Source organism: Giesbergeria sp., assembly GCF_028686475.1.
Classification (GTDB): Bacteria; Pseudomonadota; Gammaproteobacteria; order Burkholderiales; family Burkholderiaceae_C; genus Simplicispira.
The window spans coordinates 65,203-81,360 of the sequence record NZ_JAQUCA010000006.1 but is presented as its reverse complement, the minus strand read 5'-3'; the positions used below and the strand labels follow the sequence as shown (position 1 = coordinate 81,360).

14 protein-coding genes and 1 tRNA gene are annotated in these 16,158 nt (G+C 59.9%); 10 read left to right on the top strand and 5 right to left on the bottom strand.

Annotated elements, in window-relative coordinates:
- Positions 1-11: 11 nt before the first annotated feature.
- The 3 genes from ubiE to PHX60_RS05960 form a co-directional block, all read right to left on the bottom strand.
- Positions 12-743, bottom strand: a complete 732-nt coding sequence (ubiE, locus tag PHX60_RS05970) for a bifunctional demethylmenaquinone methyltransferase/2-methoxy-6-polyprenyl-1,4-benzoquinol methylase UbiE (protein WP_300075806.1) — start codon at positions 741-743, stop codon at positions 12-14.
- Positions 744-824: 81 nt separating this feature from the next.
- Positions 825-1,256, bottom strand: a complete 432-nt coding sequence (locus tag PHX60_RS05965) for a DUF971 domain-containing protein (RefSeq protein ID WP_300075804.1) — start codon at positions 1,254-1,256, stop codon at positions 825-827.
- 74 nt (positions 1,257-1,330) lie between these two features.
- Positions 1,331-1,855 (bottom strand): c-type cytochrome, encoded by a 525-nt coding sequence (locus PHX60_RS05960; RefSeq protein ID WP_300075802.1) that lies wholly within the window; start codon positions 1,853-1,855, stop codon positions 1,331-1,333.
- A gap of 170 nt (positions 1,856-2,025) precedes the next feature.
- On the opposite strand from PHX60_RS05960, the gene PHX60_RS05955 reads away from it, so the two are divergent.
- Positions 2,026-2,101, top strand: a tRNA-Arg gene (locus PHX60_RS05955).
- Positions 2,102-2,161: 60 nt separating this feature from the next.
- On the opposite strand, the gene PHX60_RS05950 is transcribed toward PHX60_RS05955, so the two are convergent.
- A complete protein-coding gene (locus PHX60_RS05950; RefSeq protein WP_300075800.1) occupies positions 2,162-3,961 on the bottom strand; it encodes a bifunctional anthranilate synthase component I family protein/class IV aminotransferase in 1,800 nt (599 codons plus the stop codon).
- Positions 3,962-4,095: 134 nt separating this feature from the next.
- Between PHX60_RS05950 and queE the strand changes: the two genes are divergently transcribed.
- Complete coding sequence (queE, locus tag PHX60_RS05945; protein ID WP_300075798.1) at positions 4,096-4,734, top strand: 7-carboxy-7-deazaguanine synthase; 639 nt, start codon at positions 4,096-4,098, stop codon at positions 4,732-4,734.
- 19 nt (positions 4,735-4,753) lie between these two features.
- On the top strand, positions 4,754-5,116 hold the full coding sequence (locus PHX60_RS05940) for a 6-carboxytetrahydropterin synthase (RefSeq protein ID WP_300075796.1): 363 nt from the start codon (positions 4,754-4,756) through the stop codon (positions 5,114-5,116).
- A 5-nt stretch (positions 5,117-5,121) separates the two neighbouring features.
- On the opposite strand, the gene PHX60_RS05935 is transcribed toward PHX60_RS05940, so the two are convergent.
- Positions 5,122-6,063, bottom strand: coding sequence for an RluA family pseudouridine synthase (locus tag PHX60_RS05935; protein ID WP_366144335.1), 942 nt, complete (start codon positions 6,061-6,063; stop codon positions 5,122-5,124).
- Between the two features lie 678 nt (positions 6,064-6,741).
- Here PHX60_RS05935 and PHX60_RS05930 point away from each other — a divergent pair.
- From PHX60_RS05930 to PHX60_RS05900, 7 genes are all read left to right on the top strand, one after another.
- The gene (locus tag PHX60_RS05930; protein WP_300075792.1) at positions 6,742-9,798 is read left to right on the top strand and encodes an Rne/Rng family ribonuclease; all 3,057 of its coding nucleotides are present in this window, start codon (positions 6,742-6,744) and stop codon (positions 9,796-9,798) included.
- A gap of 116 nt (positions 9,799-9,914) precedes the next feature.
- Entirely contained in the window at positions 9,915-10,691 is a 777-nt protein-coding gene (gene yaaA / locus PHX60_RS05925; RefSeq protein ID WP_300075790.1) for a peroxide stress protein YaaA, read from the top strand.
- A gap of 26 nt (positions 10,692-10,717) precedes the next feature.
- Positions 10,718-11,626, top strand: a complete 909-nt coding sequence (locus PHX60_RS05920; protein ID WP_300075788.1) for a 2OG-Fe(II) oxygenase — start codon at positions 10,718-10,720, stop codon at positions 11,624-11,626.
- 24 nt (positions 11,627-11,650) lie between these two features.
- Positions 11,651-13,675: a methyl-accepting chemotaxis protein gene (locus PHX60_RS05915; protein ID WP_300075786.1), complete on the top strand. Its 2,025-nt coding sequence runs from the start codon at positions 11,651-11,653 to the stop codon at positions 13,673-13,675.
- 41 nt (positions 13,676-13,716) lie between these two features.
- The gene (locus PHX60_RS05910) at positions 13,717-15,258 is read left to right on the top strand and encodes an MCP four helix bundle domain-containing protein (RefSeq protein ID WP_300075784.1); all 1,542 of its coding nucleotides are present in this window, start codon (positions 13,717-13,719) and stop codon (positions 15,256-15,258) included.
- 181 nt (positions 15,259-15,439) lie between these two features.
- Complete coding sequence (locus PHX60_RS05905; RefSeq protein ID WP_300075782.1) at positions 15,440-15,787, top strand: hypothetical protein; 348 nt, start codon at positions 15,440-15,442, stop codon at positions 15,785-15,787.
- Positions 15,753-16,112 carry a hypothetical protein gene (locus PHX60_RS05900; RefSeq protein ID WP_300075780.1) on the top strand — a complete coding sequence of 120 codons (360 nt, stop codon included), beginning with the start codon at positions 15,753-15,755 and terminating at the stop codon, positions 16,110-16,112. The genes PHX60_RS05905 and PHX60_RS05900 overlap by 35 nt, the downstream gene beginning before the upstream one ends.
- The last annotated feature ends 46 nt before the right edge of the window (positions 16,113-16,158 follow it).

The window sequence follows — 16,158 nt, the reverse complement described above, 5'->3', positions numbered from 1 at the left end:
TCTCCTTGGGTTCAACACTTGATGCCAACATGCAGCGCTACCACGCCACCAGTCAGGTTGTGGTAGTCGACATGGCCAAAACCAGCTTCGTGCATCATGGTTTTAAGTTCTTGTTGGCCGGGGTGCATACGGATGGATTCGGCCAAATAGCGGTAGCTGTCGGCATCACCTGCAATCAGTTGCCCCAACTTGGGCAGTACGTTGAACGAGTACCAATCGTAGGCTTTGCTCAGGGGTTGGGCCACTTTGGAGAACTCCAACACCAACAATTTGCCCTTGGGTTTGAGTACGCGGCACATCTCGGCCAGTGCCTCGTCTTTGTGCGTCATGTTGCGTAGGCCAAAAGCAACACTGACCACATCGAAATGATTATCCGGAAATGGCAATTGCTCGGCATCACAAACCAAGGTGGGCAGGGCCACGCCTTCGTCTAGGAGCCGGTCGCGCCCTACGCGCAGCATGGCTTCGTTGATGTCGGTGTGTACCACGCGGCCACTGCTGCCTACTTTTTTGGCAAAGGCGCGTGCCAAATCGCCAGTGCCCCCGGCAATGTCTAGCACTTGGCTGCCTTCGCGCAGGTTGGCCACCATGATGGTGTAAGCCTTCCAAACGCGGTGCAGTCCGGCGGACATCAGGTCGTTCATCAGGTCGTATTTGGGGGCAACGGAGTTGAATACGCCGCGCACGCGCTGGGCCTTTTCGCGTTCGTCAACCGATTCAAAGCCAAAATGGGTGGTACTCATGGTGCTGATGCTATCTGCTGTGGCGACAACCCTGCAAACTTTCCGGGTATGGCGCGCGGGGGTGGTGGTAAAAAGCGCACTTTACTGGCTGGCACAGCCGCTGTTGCCACTGCCAGCGGTATTGCGCGTGGGCATGGGGGCATCGCGCTCTAATCCGGCGGCGGCCAAGCGTTGCAAGTAATTTTGCCAAAGTTGTTCTTGGTCGCGGCCCAATTGGTACAGATAGGCCCAAGTAAAAATGCCACTGCGGTGGCCATCGGAAAAATGTGGTTGTACGGCGTAATGGCCCACCGGCTCTAGGGCCAGCAGCGTCACATCCCGTTTGCCGGTTTGCAAGGTTTCTTGGCCGGGGCCGTGGCCTTGCACTTCGGCCGAGGGCGAGGCCACGCGCATCAACTCGAATGGAATACGAAACACGGCGCCATCTGAAAACGCAACTTCTAGGACGCGCGATGCTTCATGCACGGTGATGGCTTGGGGGGTGGGGGCTGCTGGGGTTGGGGATGGTGTCATGGTGGATTAAAAAAGCGGGGATAACAAAGAAAAAAGCCGGCATAAAGCCGGCCTTTGTGCTAATCGGGGGATGTTTACTGCGCTGGGGCAGCGGGTGCATCGCCAGCTGCGGGGCCGGGCATGGCAAATTTGCCGCCGCCAGCATTGGCCATATAGGCCACGGCACGGCTGATTTCGAGGTCATTGAACTCGCCACCGCCTTGGGCACCCATCGCATTTTTGCCTTTGAGGGCCGATTGCACCAAGGCATCAAAACCTGCGCCCAAGCGGGGACCCCAAGCACCCGCATCGCCAAACTTGGGTGCGCCCACGGTGCCCGCAGCATGGCAGGCCGAGCATTGGGCGGTATAAACTTCTTCGCCGCTACGCAGGGCTTTGGCGGCCTCGCGGATGGCCACGGTGCCCACTTTTTGGATGCGGCTGGCCACGCTTTGCTCGTTGTTGTCTAGGCGGCTTTTGGGTTCAGTGGGGTTGGTCTTGACGTAGGCCGTGGCGATCAAGGCAACTACCACGGCAACGGGCAGCACCAGCGTTAGCATGACGGAAGACAGCGAACCTCGGGAGCGGTGGGGGTGTTTTTTGTGGGGATTGGCGCGCATGACGTCCTCGCAAAGATCGGGGGAAGTGGGTAGGCTGAAAAATAACCCCGGATTATATGGGTGCATCCTTGCTGCTGGCGCGCAAGCGCCAGCGATTGCTGGGGACGGTGCGCTGGCAGGGCTTGCAGCCATGCGATAATGCGCGAGATTGGCCTTGCGCCAATCTGTGAGCGGCTGTAGCTCAGTGGATAGAGTATTGGCCTCCGAAGCCAAGGGTCGTGGGTTCGATCCCCGCCAGCCGCACCATGTTTTTCTCTCAAAAGCCAACCCGGCGGGTTGGCTTTTTTGTTGGGCTTTTGTTGGGTACTAGACCAAATCGGCAGCTATCCAGCCGCGCAGGCTGTTCAAAAAGGCCCAGGCTTGGATGCGCGGCACATCTTGGCGGCGCACTACCGCTTCGCGCAAGCGCCCATCGCGCAAGGCTACGGCACGGCCCACGCCCGGCAACAAGCCACAGTCCAATGCCGGTGTGACCCACTCACCATCCAACAGCATGGCCAGGTTGCCACGGGTGCATTCGGTGATTTGCTCGGCCTCGTTGTACAAGATGGTGTCGTAGATGCCCGCAACGGTGGGCGCAAAGGCATCGTAATGTCCTCGGCGGGTGGTTTTGTAACGCACAAAGGGGCTATCGGCCTCGGGCAAGTGCTGGGATGCCAATTGCAATTGCACTTTGGCCGGAGTGGGTTCTAAGGGAAAGGCTTGGGCGCTGGCTTGTCCTTGGGCATTGAGCAGCACGCGCACGCGCCAACGGCCTGTCGGGTGGGCTTGGGCCAAATCGTTGAGGCATTGTTGCACTTGGGCGGCATCCCAAGGGTAAGAAAAATACTGTGCAGCACCGTGCAAGCGGGCCAAATGCGCGTGGCCGTGCCGCCATTGGCCTTGCTCTAGGGCCAAGGTTTCTAACAAATCAAAAGCCATGCTGGCTTGCTCCACAAAAGTGCGTTTGTAACGCCATTCTTGCCATTCTGCCCCGGCTTGGGCGCTGGCGGTGATGCCACTGCCAATGCCACAGTAGGCGTGCTGGCCTTGCAGCACCACGGTGCGAATCGGTACATTGAAGGTGGCGCGGATACCGCCCGCGCCGTCTGGGCGCACCAGACCCAAGGCACCACAATAAATGCCACGCGGCGTAGTCTCTAGTTGTTTGATGGCTTGCATGGCGCGCACTTTGGGCGCTCCGGTGATAGAGCCACACGGAAACAGCGCAGCAAAGACTTGGGCCAGCGTGGTGCCAGCGCGGGTGCGGGCTTGCACGTCCGAGGTCATCTGCCAGACGCTGGGCAAGGCTTCGGTATGGAACAAGCGTGGCACTTGCACGCTGCCGGGACTGGCCATGCGTGATAGGTCATTACGCAGTAAATCGACAATCATCACGTTTTCGGCGCGCTCTTTTGGGCTGGCACGCAAAGCGGCAGCTTGGGCAGCATCTTGCTCTGGGGTGTTGCCGCGCGGCGCGGTGCCTTTCATGGGGCGGGCCAGTATCTGACCGCCAGCGGTTTGTTGGTGCCAATCGAAAAACAACTCGGGGGATACCGACAAAATTTGTTCAACCCCAGTATCCAAATAAAGCGCATAGCCGCCCGGTTGCGCGCGTTGCAAGGCAGCAAACAGGGCCAGCGCTGCTGCCGGTTGCGCCGGTTGCTTGAGGGCGGCTTGCAATTGTGTGGTGTAGTTGACTTGGTAATACTCGCCTGCTGCAATCGCTTGCTGAATTTGCTGCACGGCGGCAGCAAAGCTGGGGCGACTGAGGGTTTGCTGCCAGTGCAAATCAGGCGATGAAGGGCTGGTTGTGCTGATTTTGCCATCTAGCGCTGGCCAAAGGGGGGGCGGCTCATATAGCGCAAACCATGCCAGCGGGCCGCTGGCTGGGTGCGTTTGTAAAGCTGCATCAAAAGCGGCGGCGGCCTCGTAGCGCAAGTAACCCAAGCACCAAGCGCCCTGCTGCGCCGCCTGTTGTACCGCGTTGAGTAGCCCCGGCACCTCTGCTGCATGGTGGGCGCTCAAGACCTGCCGTGGTTTGGCAAACACATGACGTAAGCGTGGCGCTGTGGGGCCAGCGTGCGGGTCAGAAAAATCAAGCTTGGCAGAGGGGTGGGCGGGCATGTTGGTGGTGCAAGCAAAGAGCTGGCCAGTGTGGGCATTGCAAGGGGGCATTATTTTGCGGGCAGTATGGCATAGACTCGCAAGCCGTTGCCACATCGCGCTACGCAAAGATATAACCGTTCCAGCACCCATCCATGAGTTACTCCGTTAAGGAAATTTTTTATACCTTGCAAGGCGAAGGTGCCCAAGCAGGCCAGCCTGCCGTTTTTTGCCGTTTTGCGGGCTGCAATCTCTGGACAGGCCGTCCCCAAGACCGGGCCAGCGCGCTGTGTCGCTTTTGCGATACCGATTTTGTCGGTACCGATGGCACCTTGGGTGGCAAATTTGACAGCGCCCATGCTTTGGCGGCGCAAATTGCAGCCCTGTGGCCAGCCCATGACAGCACCCATCGTTTGGTCGTTTTAACTGGCGGCGAGCCACTGCTACAAGTCGATACGGCCTTGATTGCAGCGCTGCACGCCCAGCAGTTTCGGATTGCGGTCGAGACCAACGGCACCATGCTTGCGCCGCCCGGCATTGACTGGCTGTGCGTTAGCCCGAAAGCGGGCACCGATTGGGTGCAACGGCAAGGCCAAGAGCTGAAAGTGGTCTGGCCGCAAGCTGGTTTGGATTTGGATGCTTTAGAAGCCAGCGGCCCGTTTGCCCATCGCTTTTTGCAGCCCTTGGACGATGCGGCGCAGGCCGAACACATTGCCTTGTGTATTGCCACCTGCCTAGAGCGCCCGGCTTGGCGCTTGAGCCTGCAAACGCACAAACTGACTGGCATTCGTTAAGATTTTTTCAGACACCACCATGCAACTGACCGTTAGCCAACGTTTTTTCTTTGATGCGGCCCATACCTTGCAACGCGAGATAGAGGCCGAAGGCAGCCGCCGCATCCACGGCCACACCTACCATGCCGAAGTGTTTATCTCGGGGCCACGCAACCCTAGCACTGGCATGGTGATAGACCTTGGCCATCTGCGCCAGCGTTTAGCGCTGCTGCGCGAACAACTAGACCACCACCTGCTGGACGAAGTGCCCAACCTTGGCCCGGCCACGCTGGAGAACCTGTGCCTGTTCATTGCCAAAGCACTGGCCGACATGCAGCCCGCGCCATGCCGGGTGCGCGTGTGGCGCGATGCGGTGGGCGATAGCTGCACGCTCGATTGGTAAAGACTTCAGGCGGGTGCAGGCGCAAAGGCTTGCAATTCTGGCGGCAACTCGGCCAGCAATTGCAAACGCTCGCCGCTGGCTGGGTGGGTAAATTGCAAGCGCCAAGCGTGCAGAAACATGCGTTTTAGCCCGGCTTTTTGTAAGCGTTTGTTCCAATCGAAATCGCCATATTTATCGTCCCCGGCAATCGGGTGGCCTTGGGCGGCCAAATGGACGCGAATTTGGTGCGTGCGCCCGGTTTTAATCGTCACTTCTAACAAGCTCATGGCCGGTAAACCTTGCGCCGGACGTGCTGCCGCTGTGGCACGCACCTTCACCAGCGTAATCGAGCGCATTCCATCCGGGTCTTCTGCGCTGGTGACGCGCACACGGCGTTCGCCGTCGGGCAGCAGGTATTTGTGCAATGGGGTGTCAATCACCTTGAGCTTGGCGGGCCAAAGCCCTTGTACCAGCGCCAAATAGGTTTTGCCGGTTTCGCGCTCGCGGAATTGGTCTTGCAGGTGCGTGAGGGCGCTGCGCTTTTTGGCCACCAACAAGATGCCCGAGGTTTCGCGGTCCAGGCGGTGTACCAGTTCTAAAAACTTGGCTTGGGGCCGCGCTTGGCGCAATTGCTCAATCACGCCGAAACTCACGCCACTGCCGCCATGCACGGCCACGCCAGCGGGCTTGTCAATGGCCAGCAGATGCTCGTCTTCGTACAGCAACGGAAACTCGCGCGCCGGGGCCGGGTGGGCGGCTTTGTCGGCCATTTTTTCTGACACCCGCACTGGCGGCAGGCGCACGCTGTCGCCTGCTTGCACGCGCGTATCGGCGCTGGCGCGGCCCTTGTTGATGCGGACTTCGCCACTGCGAATGATGCGATAGACATGGGTCTTGGGTACGCCCTTGAGGTGGCGCATCAAAAAGTTGTCTAAGCGCTGGCCGCCAGAGTCGGCATCGACCAGCAACTGGCGCGCCGCTGGTGTGCCAGCTGGGGTAGAAACGGGGGGGCAAGGGCTATCCCTATGCCGGGCTGGTGGGGTTTTGCCGCCTATAATCTTGGTCACCTGTGCAGTGTTTTGTAAGTGGTTGATTCGTCTGGAGTTTAGTCCACACGGCCATTTTGCCCCGCGCAGGCAGGTCGATGCCAGTGGGCATCATGCACGCAGATAGCAGGCCAGTTGCCTGCCTTGGCCCGCATGATGCACGGCAGACTGATACCCTTGAAATACAGATACGGAATACCCCATCTGGCAGTTCACCCCACGGGGGCGCAACTGCCAGCGGATCAAAGCGAATATGTTGACGCTGGCAATATTGTTTCAGACCCTAGAGCGATGGCTTATGCCGCCGCTATGGGCGTGCAATCGCCTGCCAGTGCCTATTATCCTGCCTGCGCCAGCAGCCATTGTTGTAATGGCAAAGCTACAGATTTTCAGGCCCGCTCCCATCCACCCGCCCCTGTTGCCGCCGCTGCGCTAACCCCGTCCAGCGGCCCACGGCATACCCGGCAATTCCCCCTCGTTTCAAGGTGTCAGTTCAGGCATCGTTGGCCCATCGTGGGCCTGTTGTTTGGAATCATGGGTCGGTAGCCCGGCAACCTCGGTTGCGGCGCTGGCGGCCCCAGTCAAAAAAGGAAACGCATCATGAAGCGGATGCTGATTAACGCCACCCAGCCCGAAGAACGCCGTTTGGCCATTGTCGATGGTCAAAAGTTGCTGGATTATGAAATCGAGATTGAAGGGCGCGAGCAGCGCAAGGGCAACATCTACAAAGCGGTGGTGACGCGCGTGGAGCCTAGCCTAGAGGCTTGCTTTGTCGATTACGGCGAAGACCGCCACGGCTTTTTGCCGTTCAAAGAAATCTCTAAGCAATACTTTGCTTCGGGTGTTGCACCTAGCCAAGCGCGCATCCACGATGTCATTCGCGAAGGCCAAGAGCTGCTCATCCAAGTCGAAAAAGAAGAGCGTGGCAACAAAGGCGCCGCCCTGACCACTTTCATCAGCTTGGCCGGGCGTTATGTGGTGCTGATGCCCAACAACCCACGCGGTGGTGGTGTTTCGCGCCGCATTGAGGGCGAAGACCGGGCTGAACTCAAAGAGGCGATGGACCAGCTCGAATACCCCAACGGGATGAGCATCATCGCGCGCACCGCCGGTATTGGCCGCACCGCGCCTGAGTTGCAATGGGATTTGAACTACCTGCTCAAACTCTGGAACGCCATTGACGGCGCGGCCAAGGCGGGCAAGGGGGCGTTCCTGATTTACCAAGAATCGAGCTTGGTGATTCGCGCCATTCGCGATTATTTCAATGCCGACATCGGTGACATCCTCATCGACACCGACGACATTTATGAACAGGCGCAGCAGTTCATGGCGCACGTCATGCCCGAACATGCCAGCCGCGTCAAGCGCTACCGCGACGATGCCGCGCTGTTCTCGCGCTTCCAAATTGAGCACCAAATTGAATCGGCCTATGCGCGCACGGTGCAATTGCCCAGCGGTGGTGCCATCGTGATTGACCACACCGAGGCGCTGGTGTCGGTGGATGTGAACTCGGCGCGTGCTATCAAGGGCGGCGACATCGAAGAAACGGCGCTACGCACCAACCTCGAAGCGGCAGACGAAGTAGCGCGCCAAATGCGCCTGCGCGATTTGGGTGGTTTGGTGGTGATTGACTTCATCGACATGGAGGAAAGCAAGAATCGGCGCGAAGTAGAAAACCGCCTGCGCGATGCCTTGCGCCAAGACCGGGCGCGGGTGCAGTTTGGCACTATCAGCAAATTTGGCCTGATGGAGATGAGCCGCCAGCGCCTCAAACCGGCGCTGTCGGAAGGCTCGTCCATCCCCTGCCCACGTTGTGGCGGCTCGGGCCATATCCGCGACACCGAATCATCGGCGCTGCAAATTTTACGCATCATCCAAGAAGAGTCCATGAAGGACAACACCGCCGCCGTGCATTGCCAAGTGCCGGTCGAGGTGGCCAGCTTCTTGCTCAATGAAAAGCGCACCGAAATTTCTAAAATTGAGCTGAAACAGCGCGTCAATGTGCTGATGGTGCCCAACAAAACCCTAGAAACCCCCAACTACCGCTTAGAGCGCCTCAAGCACGATGACCCCCGTTTAGACGTGGTGGAACCCAGCTACAAGCTGGCCGAAGACTTTGAAGACCCGACCGCCGTCACGCGTCGCTCACAAGAGCCTACCAACAAGCAAACCCCGCTGATTCGCGGCGTGCTGCCCGACGCGCCCGCCCCCCAAGCGGCACCGCGCCCCGAGGCAGCCAGCCGCCCAGCACGCGGCCCAGCGCGCCCCGGCCCGGCCCCAGCCCCGGCCCCTGAACCGCAAGAACGTGGCTTCTTTGCCTGGCTCAAGCGCTTGTTTGGCTTTGGCCGCCGACTCGCTCCTGTGGCAGCACCCGCCCCGGCCCCAGCCAGCGTGCGCGAGCCGCGCCGTGGTGCTGAACGCAGCAACGAAGCGCGCCCACGCCGTGGCGAACGCAACGACCGCCCAGACCGCACCGAGCGCGCTGAACGCTACGAGCGCCCCGAGCGCAGCGCTAACAGCAGCCGCCGCAATGAGCGCGCCGAGCGCCCAGACCGTGCCGAGCGCCCTGAGCGCAACAGCCCCGATAGCCGCAACAGCAGCTACGAGCCGCGCGCCCCGCGTGAGTCGGAACGCTTTGACAGCGAACGCCGCGAACCCCGTGGCCCCAGCCGAGGCCGCAATGAGCAGCGCACGCCCAACGAGCAGGCGCTAGACCTTGATGTGGTACAAACTCCATTGGATTCGGTGACCGAAGCGCCAGCCTACGAGCCACGCCCTGAGCGCGCCCCGCGCAACGAGTCTGCGCGCCGTGACCGCAACGAGCGCCCTGCCCGCCCAGAAGGCCGTGAGCGCTCTGCACGCAGCACCGAAGCCGCCGAGTTCAACGCCAGCGCCGAGCCAGTAACCGCAGCAGCCCCAGAGGATGCAGAAACAGCAGCCCCAGCGGCCCCCGAAGAGCGCCGCGAGCGCCGCTCCCGGGATCGCTATGGCCGTGACCGCCAGCGTGGTGAACGCGGTGAACGTGGTGACCGCCCTGAGCGCACAGAGCGCCCTGAAGCAGCAGCCCAGTCTGCCGCCGCCGATGAGCAGCAGCCCCCCGCACCGGCAGCGCCCGTACTGGCCGACCTGCCAGAAGCCGACGCGCAGCAGCCGGTGCGTCGCAGCTACTTTGCGCCTGCCGCCAGCCCCAGCCCTGTGGTGGTAGCTGTGGTGGCACCCGAAGAAGCGGCAACGCCACAAGAGCCAGCCGTTGCACCTGCACCCAGCCCCGCACCAGCAGAGGTGGAAGTGGAAGTGGTGGAAGTGGCAGCAACACCAAGCGCCGCAGTGCCAGAGGCACCAGAAGCAGTGCCAGAGGTGCCAGAAGCCCCGGTGGTACTAGTCGCCCCGCAGCCAGCGCCAGTGCAAGCCTTTGTCTTGCCAGTGGCTGAAATGCAAGCCTTGGCCCAAGCGGTCGGCCTGCAATGGGTGCAATCTGACCCAGAAAAGGTAGCCGCCGTACAAGCGGCCATTGCCGCCGAACCACGCCCAGTGCATGTGCCCCGCCAACGCCCCGCCCCCGTAGTGCCAGACGAAGGCCCCTTGGTGTTGGTAGAAACGCGCCGCGATTTGCGTGCCTTGGTGTTGCCGTTTGAGCAAGAAGCCCCGCAAGCCTAAAGCCCCTGTGCTGCTGGCGGCCTGCTACCTGGCCGCCAGCAGCTGAATGGCTCCAGCGCCAGTCTGTGTAATGCAGACGGGCGCTTTTTTTCTGCTTTTTTCTGCCGAGTGGGCTTATGTTGATACTGCTCTCCCCCGCCAAATCCTTGGACTACGACACCACCGTACCCGCCGACTGGCCACACAGCTTGCCCGCTTTTTTGCCCGAAAGCCAAGCGCTGATAGACCTTTTGCGCCCACTGGCCCCACAAGATTTAGCGGCCCTGATGAAAATCAGCGATGCTTTGGCCGCCCTGAACGTTGCCCGTTATGCCGCGTGGTCGCCCCAGTTCACGGCCAGCAATGCACGCCAAGCGCTGTTGGCCTTTAATGGCGATGTCTATGACGGATTGGAGGCGCGCAGCCTAGCCAGCACCGACCTAGACTGGGCGCAGCAGCATCTACGCATCCTGAGTGGTCTGTATGGCGTACTGCGCCCCTTAGATTGGATGCAGCCCTATCGGCTAGAGATGGGCACCCGCTTGCAAAACCCCAACGGCAACAACCTGTACCAGTTTTGGGGCACAAAAATTGCGACACATTTGCAAGCCCAGTTGGCCCATGAACCGGCTCCGGTGCTGCTCAATTTGGCTTCGCAAGAGTATTTCAAGGCCGTTGATACCCGCGCTCTGCACGCGCGCATCGTTGAATGTGTATTTGAAGAATGGAAAGGAGGGCGCTACCACATCGTCAGCTTCCATGCCAAACGCGCACGCGGCCTGATGGCACGCCATGCCATTGTGCAGCGTGCCACCCAGCCCGAACAATTGCTAGGCTTTGCCGCAGAAGGCTATGCTTTTGACCCGCACGCTTCCGACACTCATCGATTGGTGTTTCGGCGGCGCTCAATGTAAGACAATGTTACATCAGCGAGACTCTCATGGCACCATTCACCACCCCCACCACAGCATCCTCTGTTCAAGCGGCGCGCCCCGCTGCTGCACCTGCCATTACGCCTGAGTTGCGCCACTGGATTGTCAGCCAAGCCCAAGCCAACATCGGTGCCCCGGCACTGATACAGGCCATGATGGCATCCGGCTGGCAAGAAGCGGTGGCGATGCAGGCCCTAGAAGAAACCTTACGCGCCCACCTGAACGAAGTGGGCTACCACGAGGGCATTTTGGCCCCCGATCAAGCCGCCCCCGATATTGTGCTGCACGGTGCCCCTAGCTATCTGGATGCCGGAGACCGTCAGGTGGAGGTGCTGTTGTCGCTGGCGCTGCCGCGCGTGGTGGTGTTGGGCAATGTGCTATCGCCCGAAGAATGCGAGGCCCTGATCGACGCGGCGCGTCCACGCATGGCACGCTCCCTGACCGTGGCCACCCAAACCGGCGGCGAAGAAGTCAATGCCGACCGCACCAGCGATGGCATGTTCTTTCAGCGTGGCGAGAGTGAATTGATGGCACGCATTGAAGCCCGTTTGGCCCGTTTGGCCCACTGGCCGGTAGAAAACGGCGAGGGCATCCAAGTGCTGCACTACCGTCCCGGTGCCGAATACAAACCCCATTACGACTATTTTGACCCAGCCCAGCCCGGTACGCCGCGCATTTTGGCCCGTGGTGGCCAGCGTGTCGGCACTTTTGTGTTGTACCTCAACACCCCCGAGCGTGGCGGCGGCACCACCTTCCCCGATGTGGGCCTAGAAGTGATGGCGCAGCGCGGCAATGCGGTGTTCTTTAGCTACCCCTTGCCCCACCCCAGTACCCGTACCCTGCACGGCGGCGCGCCCGTGCAAGCAGGCGAGAAATGGATTGCGACCAAATGGCTACGCGAACGTGAGTTCAGTTAAATTTTTTCTTCTGGAGCAAACAAAATGCCCACATCCCACAAGCTGAGCCTGCGCGCTAGATTGCTGTTGCTGGTCGCCCTGATTCTGTTGGCAGGTTATGTCCTGATACTGACAGCACTGACCCAGCAAACCGGCAAACTGCAACAAGAAACCACTTGGAGCTATACCGAGCAACTGGCCATCAGCGAGGGCCACAAAGCCACGGCCGAGTTGGAGCGTGGCATGGATGCAGCGCGCACTTTGGCGCACGCGCTGGGCCAGCTCAAGGTGGCAGGCTTGGCCAATCGTGCCAACGCCGATGCCTTGCTCAAAGGGGTGCTGGCGGGTAACCCGGCGTTTCTGGGGGTGTGGTCGGGCTGGGAACCCAATGCCTTTGATGGCAAAGACAATGAATATGCCAACCAACCAGGGCACGATGCCACCGGGCGCTATGTGCCCTACTGGAACCGTGGCAGCGGTCAACTGGTGGTAGAACCCCTCACCGATTACACCAAACCGGGCGCAGGTGACTACTACCTCTTGCCGCAAAAAACCGGCCAAGAAACCCTGATAGAGCCTTACAAATACACCGTAGCGGGCAAAGAGATGCTTATCACCAGTTTGGTGGTGCCCGTTCACATCGAAGGCCGTTTTGTCGGAGTAGTGGGTGTCGATTTAGCGTTAGAGAGCCTGCAAAAAGTCACGGCCCAAGTCAAAGTATTTGAGCGCGGCTATGCCAGTTTGCTGTCACACAGTGGCATCTTTTTGGGTGATGTCGATAGCAGTCGGCTTGGACAGCCACTAGGCAACCTGCCCGAGCGCGCACAGGCGCTGCAAGCGATTGCAGCCGGTCAAACACTGCGGACCCAAAGTGCCAGCGGCCATTTGGGTAACGAAGAGGTCTCGCGCATTTATGTGCCCTTGCACATCGGTAATAGCAAAAATCCTTGGTCTTTTGCGGTTACCGTGCCGCAAAAAGAAGTCATGGCGGCGGTGTACCAACAGCGTTGGTTGGCCGCTGGCTTGGGCAGTGTCAGCTTGGTGTTGGTGCTGCTGGCCTTGGCCTGGGCCGTGCAGCATTTAGTGATACGCCCGATTGGTGGCGAGCCTGAACAGGCCGCCCTGATTGCCACCCAGGTGGCCCAAGGGGATTTGAGCCAACCGGTGGTGGTGCAGCCCAACGACCAAAGCAGCCTGATGGCCCAATTGCAGCAAATGCAGCAGGGCTTGGCGGGTGTGGTGGCCAAGGTGCGCGAAGGGGCCGAAGGTGTAGCCACTGCCAGCAGCCAAATTGCCCAAGGCAACCAAGACCTGTCTGGCCGTACCGAAAGCCAAGCCAGCGCCCTAGAAGAAACTGCCGCTTCGATGTCGCAATTGGGTTCTGCCGTCACGCAAAACGCCGACCATGCGCGCCAAGCCAATGATTTGGCACGCCATGCCTCGGGTGTCGCCGTACAGGGCGGCGAGGCCGTGGGCCGCGTGATTGCCACCATGAAAGAAATCAACGACAGCTCGCGCAAAATTGCCGACATCATCAGCGTGATTGATGGCATCGCCTTCCAAACCAACATCTTGGCGCTCAATGCTGCCGTCGAGGCCGCGCGCGCCGGTGAGCAAGGCCGAGGCTTTGCCGTGGTGGCGGCTGAGGTGCGTAGTCTGGCGGGCCGCTCGGCCAACGCCGCCAAAGAAATCAAGGCCCTGATTGATGCCAGCGTGGGCCGGGTAGAGCTGGGGGCCAGCCAAGTGGACCAAGCCGGTAGCACCATGACCGAGGTGGTCAGTGCCATCCAGCGCGTCACTGACATCATGGGCGAAATCAGCAGCGCCAGCGCACAACAAAGCGCGGGGGTGGCCCAAGTGGGCGAAGCCGTGATGCAAATGGACCAAGTAACCCAGCAAAACGCCGCTTTGGTCGAAGAGATGGCCGCCGCTGCCAGCAGCTTGAAAGTGCAGGCGCAAGAGTTGGTGCAAACCGTGTCGGTGTTCCAATTGGCCAATGGCAGCCAGCGCAGCAGCGTTGCGCGCCGCACAGGCCCAGCCTTGGCCGCACCCAGCCATGTTTCAGATTAAAAATCTTTTCGCCAACAACAACAACAACAGAGGTAAAGAATATGGGAAATTGGAAAATCGGCAGCCGCTTATCGGCCGCCTTTGGCTTGATTGTGCTGCTGCTATTGCTGCTGGCGGGCGCATCGCTGCTCAAAATGCGGCAAATGCACGATGCAGCCGATGAGGTTGCTTCAGTTTGGTTACCCGCCGTTGCGACAGTAAAAACGCTGCGCTTTGAGCATAGCCATCTGCGTTTGGCCTTGGCCAACCACATCATGAACACCCAGCCCGAGGCCATGAGTCGGTTAGAAACGCTGATCGAACAACGCAGAGCTACGGTAGAAAAGACCCGTCAAGCCTTTGAGGCCCTGATTACCGAGCCTAGCGAAAAAGAAATTTATCGCATCTATCTGGGTAAGTGGCAACAGCTGCAAGAGCTGCATAAAAAAGTCTTGGCTCTCAGCAGCCAAAATCTCAATGAAGAGGCGCGCGTGCTGTTTGAAGGTGAAGGTAAGCAAGTTTTCGATAGCTTACAAGAAGACGTAGAAAAACTGGCAAAAATTAACGAGCAAGGCAGCAGCAAAGCGGCGCAAGCCTCTACTGCGGCGTACAGCGCAGCGCAGGTGCAAACCATTATTTTGGTGCTGATTGCCGTGGGCGCTACCGTGGTCTTGAGCGTACTCATCGTGCGCTCTATCACCACACCGCTGCACCAAGCGGTAGAGGTGGCGCACCATATCACCCAAGGCGATTTAAGCCAACCCATCCACGCCCAGTACCGCGATGAAATCGGCACCCTGCTGGTAGCCATGAACGAGATGCAAAGCTCGCTCATCCGCGTCGTGGGCACGGTGCGTAGTGGCTCCGAATCGGTGGCCACGGCCAGCAGCCAAATCGCCCAAGGCAACCAAGACCTGTCGGCGCGTACCGAAAGCCAAGCCAGCGCGCTAGAGCAAACCGCCTCCAGCATGGAGCATTTGGGTGGCACGGTGCGCCAAAACGCCGACAACGCGCGCACAGCCAACCAGCTGGCGCAGCAGGCCAGCAACGTGGCGGTCGAAGGCGGTGAACAAGGCCGGGGCTTTGCCGTGGTGGCCAGTGAGGTGCGCGCCTTGGCCGGACGCAGTGCGGCTGCGGCCAAAGAAATCAAAACCCTGATCGATGACAGCGTCGAGCGCGTCGGCCAAGGCACCGCCTTGGTGGACAAGGCCGGCCAAACTATGGACAAGGTGGTCAGCAGCATCAAGCAAGTGACCGACATCATGGGCGAAATCAGCGCCGCCAGCTCCGAACAAAGCGCCGGCGTGATTGAAGTGGGCCAAGCCGTGACGCAAATGAACCAAGCCACGCAGCAAAACGCCGCCTTGGTCGAGGAAATGGCTGCTGCCGCCAACAGCCTCAGGGGCCAGGCGCAGCAGCTATGCAAGCACGGCCAGCAACTATGCCGCTGCACCGCGCATGTCCAACCTGTCCACCGCCCCCGCCATGCCGCGCCCACCTGCACGGCGGCCAGCAGCCATGCCCGCACCGCGCAAAGCCACGGCCACCGCACTGCCACCTCCCCCTGCTGCATCGCGCGCCAAAACTGCGCTACAAAACGATAGCGATTGGGAAAGCTTTTAGGGGCATCGCAGAATTCGGAAAAATCGTGCTTTAAATTCCGTTTTTTAAAGCGACCCCAATTCCGAATTCTGAGACGACTGCTATCTCCGCTATCTATGTCGCAAAAAATGAGAGCATTTAGTCTTATTTCATAGCTAAATGTGGGTACATAGAATGTCGCAGATGAAGACGCAAATTATCACGCGATACGACTCCCCGCACCAGTTTGAACCGCTGCTGCCATCCGAGGCGCTCATGGGGCCCTTGCTGGAGCAAGCCAGCGATTTGACACGCAAGCAGCGGCTGGCGGTGGCCCATATCCAAACCGAGGCCCACTGCGAGGTCGAGCTGGATGCCAAACGGGCGGTCTTGGGCGACGAGGTCGCACGCTGGCTGTACTCCGCCGATGCGCTGTCTTGGTTGCACCGGGAACTGTTCGGCGGTTTGCCAGCCGATGACCTTCGGCTTTCGGACGGCAGTGCGATGGTGTCAAGGGATGCGCGACCGCATCCAGGCTGCACTGACTTTTGAGGCCGCTGTGGTGAAGTCGGGCGTGCGTACCGAGGCACTAATGCCATTGCACTATCTGTTTGCCACCCAAGGCGAGCTGGGTCGTGCTGATTTCAAGACCATGACCGGTCTGGGCGACCGCCTGGCCACATCCCTGGTATCGGCCCTGCTGCAACGCGGATTCGTGGCCACCCACTCGCCCTACGGAAGTTTACGTTTCGCTATTCCTCGTCATGCACTGCGCTTTTACTTTCCGGTACTGTGGCCCGAGGCCGAGCAGGATCAGGCGCTTTTGGATGGTGAGGTGGGTACGATGTCCATACCGCACCGCAAGCGCCCCCACTAAGGGCAGGTGGAAACTGGCTTAGCGTACGATTTCGTGCGATTTCCCC